This window comes from Bacillus sp. SIMBA_008, assembly GCF_046535495.1.
GTDB lineage: Bacteria > Bacillota > Bacilli > Bacillales > Bacillaceae > Bacillus > Bacillus subtilis.
This window is the reverse complement of record NZ_JAWRWL010001271.1, coordinates 1-236: the sequence shown is the minus strand read 5'-3', so window position 1 is coordinate 236 and position 236 is coordinate 1. Positions and strand designations below refer to the sequence as shown.

General features: G+C 40.7%; 1 protein-coding gene. It reads right to left on the bottom strand.

All coding sequences use genetic code 11. The features are described 5' to 3' along the window. Window positions 1–236, bottom strand: a 236-nt coding sequence (locus SB658_RS27515) for a hypothetical protein (protein ID WP_410603737.1), incomplete at both ends; no start/stop codon positions are given.

Sequence of the window (236 nt, the reverse complement as noted above, 5' to 3'; positions counted from 1 at the left end):
CAAGAGCGTCTTTACGGCGTTCAAGAATTTTCTTTACTTTCAGATATACGTTAAAGCCTTCTGGCCAAGATAGTAGACCTTCATTAATTGCACGAAGTGAGTCAATCTCAACACCAGTATCAATTGGCTGAATGCCTTTTGCAACAACATCTGGCACTTTAACGTCAATTGTTGCAGCGCTCGTATCAGCTGGCGGTACTTGTGCATAGTCAGATTTTAATTGCTCTTGTATAAAC